Source organism: Roseovarius tibetensis (assembly GCF_050896375.1).
Lineage (GTDB): Bacteria > Pseudomonadota > Alphaproteobacteria > Rhodobacterales > Rhodobacteraceae > Roseovarius > Roseovarius tibetensis.
Map to the genome: position 1 here is coordinate 20,180 of NZ_JBPBBB010000035.1, position 7,453 is coordinate 27,632.

General features: G+C 67.0%; 9 protein-coding genes. 3 read left to right on the forward strand and 6 right to left on the reverse strand.

Features of this window, described 5'->3' with window-relative positions:
• Window position 1: 1 nt before the first annotated feature.
• The 6 genes from dapD to ACROSR_RS16370 form a co-directional block, all read right to left on the reverse strand.
• On the reverse strand, window positions 2–829 hold the full coding sequence (dapD, locus tag ACROSR_RS16345) for a 2,3,4,5-tetrahydropyridine-2,6-dicarboxylate N-succinyltransferase (RefSeq protein ID WP_432686948.1): 828 nt from the start codon (window positions 827–829) through the stop codon (window positions 2–4).
• 78 nt (window positions 830–907) lie between these two features.
• Window positions 908–1,387, reverse strand: coding sequence for a DUF6505 family protein (locus ACROSR_RS16350; RefSeq protein WP_432686950.1), 480 nt, complete (start codon window positions 1,385–1,387; stop codon window positions 908–910).
• On the reverse strand, window positions 1,384–2,091 hold the full coding sequence (locus tag ACROSR_RS16355; RefSeq protein ID WP_432686952.1) for a biotin/lipoate--protein ligase family protein: 708 nt from the start codon (window positions 2,089–2,091) through the stop codon (window positions 1,384–1,386). The genes ACROSR_RS16350 and ACROSR_RS16355 overlap by 4 nt, the downstream gene beginning before the upstream one ends.
• The gene (locus ACROSR_RS16360) at window positions 2,088–3,152 is read right to left on the reverse strand and encodes an Mrp/NBP35 family ATP-binding protein (protein ID WP_432686954.1); all 1,065 of its coding nucleotides are present in this window, start codon (window positions 3,150–3,152) and stop codon (window positions 2,088–2,090) included. The genes ACROSR_RS16355 and ACROSR_RS16360 overlap by 4 nt, the downstream gene beginning before the upstream one ends.
• Before the next feature lies 1 nt (window position 3,153).
• Entirely contained in the window at window positions 3,154–3,348 is a 195-nt protein-coding gene (locus ACROSR_RS16365) for a DUF6494 family protein (protein ID WP_432686956.1), read from the reverse strand.
• A 60-nt stretch (window positions 3,349–3,408) separates the two neighbouring features.
• Window positions 3,409–5,364 (reverse strand): 4Fe-4S binding protein, encoded by a 1,956-nt coding sequence (locus tag ACROSR_RS16370; protein WP_432686957.1) that lies wholly within the window; start codon window positions 5,362–5,364, stop codon window positions 3,409–3,411.
• Between the two features lie 394 nt (window positions 5,365–5,758).
• Between ACROSR_RS16370 and ACROSR_RS16375 the strand changes: the two genes are divergently transcribed.
• The 3 genes from ACROSR_RS16375 to ACROSR_RS16385 all read left to right on the forward strand — a co-directional run.
• A complete protein-coding gene (locus tag ACROSR_RS16375) occupies window positions 5,759–6,307 on the forward strand; it encodes a DUF3305 domain-containing protein (protein ID WP_432686959.1) in 549 nt (182 codons plus the stop codon).
• Complete coding sequence (locus ACROSR_RS16380) at window positions 6,304–6,924, forward strand: DUF3306 domain-containing protein (RefSeq protein ID WP_432686961.1); 621 nt, start codon at window positions 6,304–6,306, stop codon at window positions 6,922–6,924. The genes ACROSR_RS16375 and ACROSR_RS16380 overlap by 4 nt, the downstream gene beginning before the upstream one ends.
• Window positions 6,921–7,453: TorD/DmsD family molecular chaperone (locus ACROSR_RS16385; protein ID WP_432686963.1), on the forward strand; the 533-nt coding region annotated here is incomplete at its 3' end. The genes ACROSR_RS16380 and ACROSR_RS16385, both read left to right, overlap by 4 nt.

Consider the following 7,453-nt stretch of genomic DNA (forward strand, 5'->3'; position numbering starts at 1 on the left):
TTCAGTCCCGCAAAAGCTCGTTGATGCCGGTCTTGGACCGGGTCTGCGCGTCCACGCGCTTGACGATCACGGCGCAGTACAGGTTGAGGTTGTTCTTGGTGGGCATGCTGCCCGACACCACGACCGAATAGGGCGGCACCTCGCCCATGAACACCTCGCCCGTGTCGCGGTCGATGATCTTGGTGGATTTGCCGATATAGACGCCCATACCCAGCACCGAGCCTTCGCGGATGATGCAGCCCTCGACCACCTCGGAGCGCGCGCCGATAAAGCAGTTATCCTCGATGATCGTGGGGCCGGCCTGCATCGGCTCCAGCACGCCGCCGATGCCGACACCGCCCGACAGGTGCACGCCGCGGCCGATCTGCGCGCAGCTGCCCACTGTGGCCCAGGTATCGACCATCGTGCCCTCGTCCACGTAGGCCCCGAGATTGACGAAGGACGGCATCAGCACCACGCCCGGCGCGATAAAGGCTGACCGGCGCACGACGCAGTTGGGGACCGCGCGGAAACCGGCGGTGCGCCATTCGGCCTCGCCCCAGCCCTTGAACTTGCTGTCGACCTTGTCCCACCAGCCGGTGCCCTGCGGTCCGCCGGGCTGGGTCTCCATGTCCTTGACACGGAACCCCAGTAGCACCGCCTTCTTGGCCCACTGGTTGACGTGCCAGTCGCCGTTCTCTTGCCGCTCGGCCACGCGCAGCGTGCCGCTGTCGAGCGCGTTCAGCGTATCTTCGATGGCCTCGCGCGTCTCGCCACCGGTGGCCGGGGTGATCTGGTCGCGCGCCTCCCAGGCGGCTTCGATGGCGGTCTCTAAGGCTGCATTCGACATGGGCCTGTCCTCGTTTGCACGGGTTGCGTTCGCTTTGCCTATAGGCGCAAGCGTCGGGGGGATCAATCCGGCCGGGTCTCAGCCGTCCATATCGCCGTGAATGGCGAATTGATCCAGCTCTGCCGCGTGCGGCGCGATGAAGCGATACTGCTCGCGCACGCCGGCATCGGTCAATTCGCGCATCACCGTCAGGATGGTGTTGGGCGCGTGATCGGCGCAGATCTCGCGCATCTGCGCGATCTCCTCTTCGGCGACGGGGCGTGCGGCCTCGGGCGAGGGCGCGCCGTAGATCTCGACGAAGTGCCGCGCAAGCGCCTCGGTCAGCGTCTCGATCTCGGCGGGCTCGATCTGTGTCACGGCGACGCAGCTTACCCGTCCGAAGGTCTCAAGCCCCAGCCAGCCATTGGCGAAGGCCTGACGGGGCTTGCCGGTCAGATCGGCCTCGGTCCAGTTGGAAAACTCGAACCCGCCGGAAATGCACCACTCGCCGGTGCGTGCGGGGCTGTGATAGACGCGTTGGTCGCTTTCGTCGAAATGGATCGCGCGGGCGAGCCTCATTGCGGGGCCTCCAATCGGCTGCTGAGCGGGATGAGATGCGTGGCCTCGGCGTCGCGCAACAGCATCCCGAAGCGGTCATCGACCCCCAGAAAGGTGCCCGTGCGCCCGCCTCGGGTGATGTCGTCGCCGAGGCCATGCGCGAGGGCACGCCATTCGGCATGCAGGGCGCGCGGCCCCGCGTCTTCCCATCGGGTGATCCAGACAAGGGTATGCCGCGCCCACGCCTCCAGCAGAGTGACGGGGTCGACCTCGGCGCAGCCTTCCTCTTGAAGCGTCGTGTGATCGGGTGTGTCGCCGGGGTTACTGGTAAGCTGCATCAGTGGCAGGTCGAGGCCGACCACCAGCCAGCCCGGAATCGTCGCGGGATCGGTGCCGCCCGCGGCGACGCGCAGCCGCCCGCAGGACGCGCCGTTGACGCGCAGCCCGCCATCCCAGTCGAGATGCACGGCGACCTCGGGCGGGGCGAGCACGCCCAGGGCGTTCTGGAACCCGATCCCGCAGGCCGGCAGCATCGCCATCGCCTCCTCCAGCGGCACCTCGGGCGCCATTACCAGCGCCGCCATCATCCGGTCGGCGGTGATGTTGTGCACGATCAGCCCCGCGTCGCAGCTCGATGCGGCCAGTGCGCGGGCCTCGTCGAAGGGATGGGTGGCGCCCGTCACCGCATGCCCGGACAAAAGCGGGGGAAAGCTGGGATCGTTCATGCCACGCCTTGCGCGATCATCTGGCGCGCCACGTCGCGGAACGCCTGCGCCTGCGGGCTGTCGGGTTTCGACACCACGATCGGCGCGCCGCCATCCGAGGCCAGACGGATATCGAGATGCAGCGGGATCTCCGCCAGCAGCGGCACGCCAAGCTTGGCGGCCTCGGCCTGCACGCCGCCATGGCCAAAGATGTGTTCCTCATGCCCGCAATTCGAACAGATATGCGTCGACATGTTCTCGATCATGCCCAGCACGGGGACGTGCAACTGGTTGAACATGTCGATCCCCTTGCGCGCGTCCAGCAGCGCCACGTCCTGCGGGGTCGAGACGATGATCGCACCGTCCACCTGCGCCTTCTGCGCCAGCGTCATCGACACGTCGCCGGTGCCGGGCGGCAGATCGACCAGCAGGCAATCCAGCGCGCCCCATTGTACCTGCATCAGCATCTGCTGCAGCGCACCCATCAGCATTGGCCCGCGCCAGACCACGGCCTGATCCTCGTTGGTCATCAGGCCGATCGACATCATCGTGACGCCGTGATTGCGCATCGGCAGGATGGTCTTGCCGTCGGGACTTGCCGGGCGGCCCGACACGCCCAGCATCCTAGGCTGTGACGGCCCGTAGACATCCGCGTCCAGCAGCCCCACGCGCCGCCCCTCGGCGGCGAGCGCGCAGGCAAGGTTGGCCGATACCGTGGACTTGCCGACCCCGCCCTTTCCGCTCGCGATGGCGATCAGGTGATCGACGCCGGGCACCCGCTCGGGGCCTTTCGGCTCGGACGGTTTCGAGCTCTTGAGATCGGGTGGTGCCTTCGCGGCATGCCCCGTCAGCACGACCGACACGGTCCCGGCCCCCGGCAACGCCTTGACCGCCGCCTCGGCGGCGTCGCGGACGGGGTTGTACGCCTCGGCCCTTGACGGATCGATCTCCAGCACGAAGCGTACCGCGCCGTCCTCGACCGACAGCGCGCGGGTGACGCCGGCGGCCACGATATCGGACCCGCTCACCGGATCGGTGATGTCCTTCAGTGCCGCGAGGACCGCGTCCCTCGTCAGTGCCACGTCAGTCCTGTCCCTTGATGGTGCCGGTGACCACGTGTTCGACATCCAGCCCCTCGACGGTCAGCACCACCTTGGCCTCGAATTCCTGACCGGCTGTGGCGCCTTTCTCGCGCAGGCCTTCCTCGATCGCCTGCTGCGAGGTGACGCCCACCTGCTTGAGGAACTTGCGCATCGACATGTTGAACTCTTCGGTCATGGGATCCTCCCTTGTTTCATCGCAATCGCTGGCGAACGTTCCGGCGCCGGCACGTCGCCTTCAGTGGTCCTTGCGGCCGCTCAGGTAGTCCTCGGACGTGCGCACGCGGGGACGGTCCCCGGCGGCAAACGGATTGTCCGACGACTTGAACTGCGCGTTGATCCTGCAATCCTCGCACATCTGGATCGTGCGGGCGGCTTCGGATGTGGCGAACATCGAATGTTTGCCGGCCAGTTTTTCCAGTATCCGGTCAATCGTCGATTTCGATCCGAAAAGCGCACCGCATTCGATGCAGGCGCACGGCTCTTCCTCGTGCAGCACGATCTGGCTCATGGCGCTGTCGGCCACTGTCATTCGCGGCTCCAGCGTGATCGCGCTTTCGGGGCAGATCGTGGCACAGATGCCGCATTGCAGGCAGGCATCCTCCTGAAAGCGCAGTTGCGGCAGATCGGCATTATCCATCAGCGCGCCCGACGGGCACAGCGACACGCAAGACAGGCACAGCGTGCAGGCCTCGGTATCGACACGCACGGTTCCGTAGGGGGCGCCGTCGGGCAGGGGCAGCGTCTCGTCGCCGGGTGTCAGCGCCTTTGCGGCAAGGCGCGTCACCTGGCGGCGGCTGCCCATCGGCAGCACGGGCTCGGCCACGCCCCGTGCCGGCGTCGTATCGTAAAGCGCGGCGCAAAGCGCGTCGGGCTCTTCAGGGTCCAGCATTTCGACGGGTGCGCCACCGGCCATTGCGCGGGCCAAGGGCACCTCTCGGTCCAACGCGTCCCGCTCGGTGCGCGGTGCCAGCAGGATCTGCACCGCCCCGAACCCCGAGGCGAGCGCGGCAAGGATCTCGGCATGGCCGAAACCCGATAAGGCTGCCACCTCCAGCGGGATCACGTCGGCGGGCAGCCCGGCGCCGTGGCGCGCGGCCAGCCGGATCATCTCGGCGCCAAAATCCGCGTCATGCACCAGCAGCCGCGGTGTGGTCCCGCCCGCGCGCAGATAGGCCGAGGCCAGCGTCTGGATGCGGCGGAAGGTCATGTCCGGGGGCGGGGCGTCATAGCTGATCGCGCCCGACGGGCACACCGCGGCACAGGCCCCGCAGCCCGCGCAGATCATCGGGTCGACACTGACATGATCGCCGTCGGGAACGATCGCCCCGGTCGGACAGATCTCGAGGCACTTGCTGCACCCGGTCTGCCCGGCGCGGGAATGTGCGCAAAGATGCGGCTCCAGCGCGACGTAAAGCGGCTTTTCGAACGTGCCGATCAGCTGTGCCGCCTCGAACACCGCGTCTGCGACCGCCGGCAGGCTGCCCGGATCGGCACGCAGGTAGCCTTCGCGCTTTTGCGGCGCGGGAAACATCGGCGTGCTGCCCGACAGGTCGAGTATGATGTCGCACTGCGTCTGCCCGCCATCGCGCGGCGCGGTCCAGCGCAGGGGGCCGCGCCCGGCGGGATTGACCTGTTGCAGCGCATCCAGACGCAGATCGAACCCGCCAAGCGCGCCCGTGGCCTGCACGATCCGCCCCCGGATCGCGTCGTAGGCGCGGCTTTCGGGCGGGTCGCCGTCATCGGTCAGCAGCACCGTGACGCCAAGCGTCGGTGCCAGCTTTTCGGCGGCGGGCAGGGCCGCGTCCGCCGCCCCGATGATCAGGCACAGCCCTTCCGAAATCACGTCCCGCGTCTTTTCGGACGGCACCGGCAGGCTGGCCTCGGCCAGCAGCGCGGCCATCTTCGGATGCTTCGATGAGGGGTCGTCGGACCATCCGGCGCGGTCACGCAGGTCGATGCAGGCGGGGCTGTCGGCACCCAGTTCGGCCGCGAGATCCTCGAAGGTTCGCGTCTCCTGTCCGCAACAGATGATCGCCTCGCCCGTTTCGATCGCCTTGGCCGCCGCGCCGATCTCGTCGGTACAAAGCGCGCTGTGCATCCGCGAACAGGGCAGCCCCGTGGCCATCTCAAGCGCGTCGGCGTCGATACTCTGGGACGCGGCGCAGTCGCATAACAGCAGGGTTCGGGACATGGACACTCCGGGATTTGGTCGCGGCAACACGACGGCGGCACCATCGTACAGCAGCCGAACATTAGACCCGATTGCACGGGCACGTAAACCGTCATTCGACCTTACCAGATCACGCTGCGGTGCCTGCCGGGACGAGTCGCAATCCCGATTGATTCTGTTGGAAAGCGACGAGATATGTTGCTGCTTTGCGGCATGATATCTGGCGCGCAGCCGGATTTCCGTTGCCTTGCGCAGGCTTGGATGGATCGCGGGTGCAGTATCCTTGTTTCTTGGCCGCACCGGATCGCACGCTGAAAAAATTACTTTGTTTTGGTCACTAAAATGGACCACAATGGTATGCAGTCAGATCAGGGTTGATAGACGCTTGACCGTTGCACACGACAAAGAAGCGACGATGCCCCTTGGTGTCGTGATCCGCAAATCCCCCGGTGTGACCCGGTGGGCATCGTGGACATGGCGTGCCGTCGCAGTCCTGCCGGGGGCCCCCGACGCCGCGTGGCACAAACTGCGCCGCGACGGCAAGGCGGTGGAATACCACGCCGCGACCATGCCCCTGCTCTTGCACCACACGCAGACCGAGGCCTATCTGCAGGGCCTCTCCGCGAAGGTGCCGTGCGTCTATGTCGTCATGCGCGATCAAGGCAGGGTGCACGGGACTGACGCGCCGCTTGATGTCGTGCTGGTCACGGCCTCGCCGTTCGAGGCGCAGGATTACGCCGATACCGGCGAGGAAATCGTCGAAAAGGTGCCGATGACCGAGGGGCTGATCGCCTGGGTACGCGATTTCGTCGACGCCCATCACGCGCACGAGACGTTCAAGAAGCGCCGCCGCGATACGCATGTCATCGGCGACGCGCAGGACGGCATCGGCGATCCGCGCATTCCCCAGCTAAGCGATGTCTACCGCGCCCCCGGTGCGGCCCGACGGGGGCGACTGCAATGAGCCGGGGCAGGGATTTCTGGTCACGCCGCCGTGCACAGGTCGCGGCCGAAGCCGAGGCGCAGGCGCGCGAGGCAGAGATCGCGGCGCGCGAGACGGATCTGGCAGACAAGACGGACGCGGAGCTGTGCGAGGATCTGGGCCTGCCCGATCCCGACGCGATGCAGTCCGGCGACGATTTCAGCGCCTTCATGTCGAAGGCCGTGCCCGACCGTTTGCGCCGGCGCGCGCTGCGACGCCTGTGGCGCAGCAATCCGGTTCTGGCCAATGTCGACGGGCTGGTGGATTACGGCGAGGATTTCACCGACAGCGCCACGGTGATCGAGAACCTTCAGACCGCCTATCAGGTGGGCCGGGGCATGACCGCCCATGTCGAGGAAGTGGCGCGTCAGGCTGAAGCCGAGGCGGAGGCGGAGGGCGCGGGCGCTGAACAGACCCCCGAGACCGAAGAGTCCATACCCGACGCGCCAGATGTCGCGGTGGCGGACGCCGATGACAGGGCCTGCGAGACCTCGGATCCCTATGTCTGGACCCACGCGGGCCCGTCCGCCACGGAGACCGACCTGCAGCCCCGGCGGCGGATGCGGTTCGCGTTCGACGAGACCGGAGTTTCGGCATGACACAGGATGCCCTGATGGACCAGACCACCGCCTCGCACGCGATCACCGAGGAAGACGCGCTGCGCGCCGATCTCTACGATTTCCTCGCCGCGCTTCTGGCGCGTCCGCCGGAGCGCGGTCTGCTCGACAAGACGGCGGGTCTGCATGGCGACATGTCGGATCTGGGCCAGGCCATTGCCGCGCTGGCACGGGTCGCCGGGGTCAGCCAGCCCCACACCGTCGAGACCGAGTTCAACGCGCTTTTCATCGGGTTGGGACGCGGCGAGCTTCTGCCCTATGCCAGCTACTACCTGACCGGGTTCCTCAACGAGAAACCGCTGGCCGCGCTGCGCCGCGACATGGCGGCGCGCGGCATGACACGGGCCGGCAACGTGCACGAACCCGAGGACAGCATCGCATCAAGCATGGAGATGATGGCGGGCCTCATTCGCGGTCGGTTCGGGGCGCCTGCGGCCCTCGACGATCAAAAGCACTTCTTCGGCAAGCATATCGGCCCATGGGCCGGGCATTTCTTTACGGATCTGGAGGC

Excerpts from the sequence above, each read along its gene's own strand:
- ACROSR_RS16380 (WP_432686961.1), top strand. The coding sequence starts at position 6,304 with ATGAGCCGGGGCAGGGATTTCTGGTCACGCCGCCGTGCACAGGTCGCG.
- ACROSR_RS16370 (WP_432686957.1), bottom strand. The coding sequence starts at position 5,364 with ATGTCCCGAACCCTGCTGTTATGCGACTGCGCCGCGTCCCAGAGTATC.
- ACROSR_RS16350 (WP_432686950.1), bottom strand. The coding sequence starts at position 1,387 with ATGAGGCTCGCCCGCGCGATCCATTTCGACGAAAGCGACCAACGCGTC.
- ACROSR_RS16375 (WP_432686959.1), top strand. The coding sequence starts at position 5,759 with ATGCCCCTTGGTGTCGTGATCCGCAAATCCCCCGGTGTGACCCGGTGG.
- ACROSR_RS16355 (WP_432686952.1), bottom strand. The coding sequence starts at position 2,091 with ATGAACGATCCCAGCTTTCCCCCGCTTTTGTCCGGGCATGCGGTGACG.
- ACROSR_RS16365 (WP_432686956.1), bottom strand. The coding sequence starts at position 3,348 with ATGACCGAAGAGTTCAACATGTCGATGCGCAAGTTCCTCAAGCAGGTG.
- dapD (WP_432686948.1), bottom strand. The coding sequence starts at position 829 with ATGTCGAATGCAGCCTTAGAGACCGCCATCGAAGCCGCCTGGGAGGCG.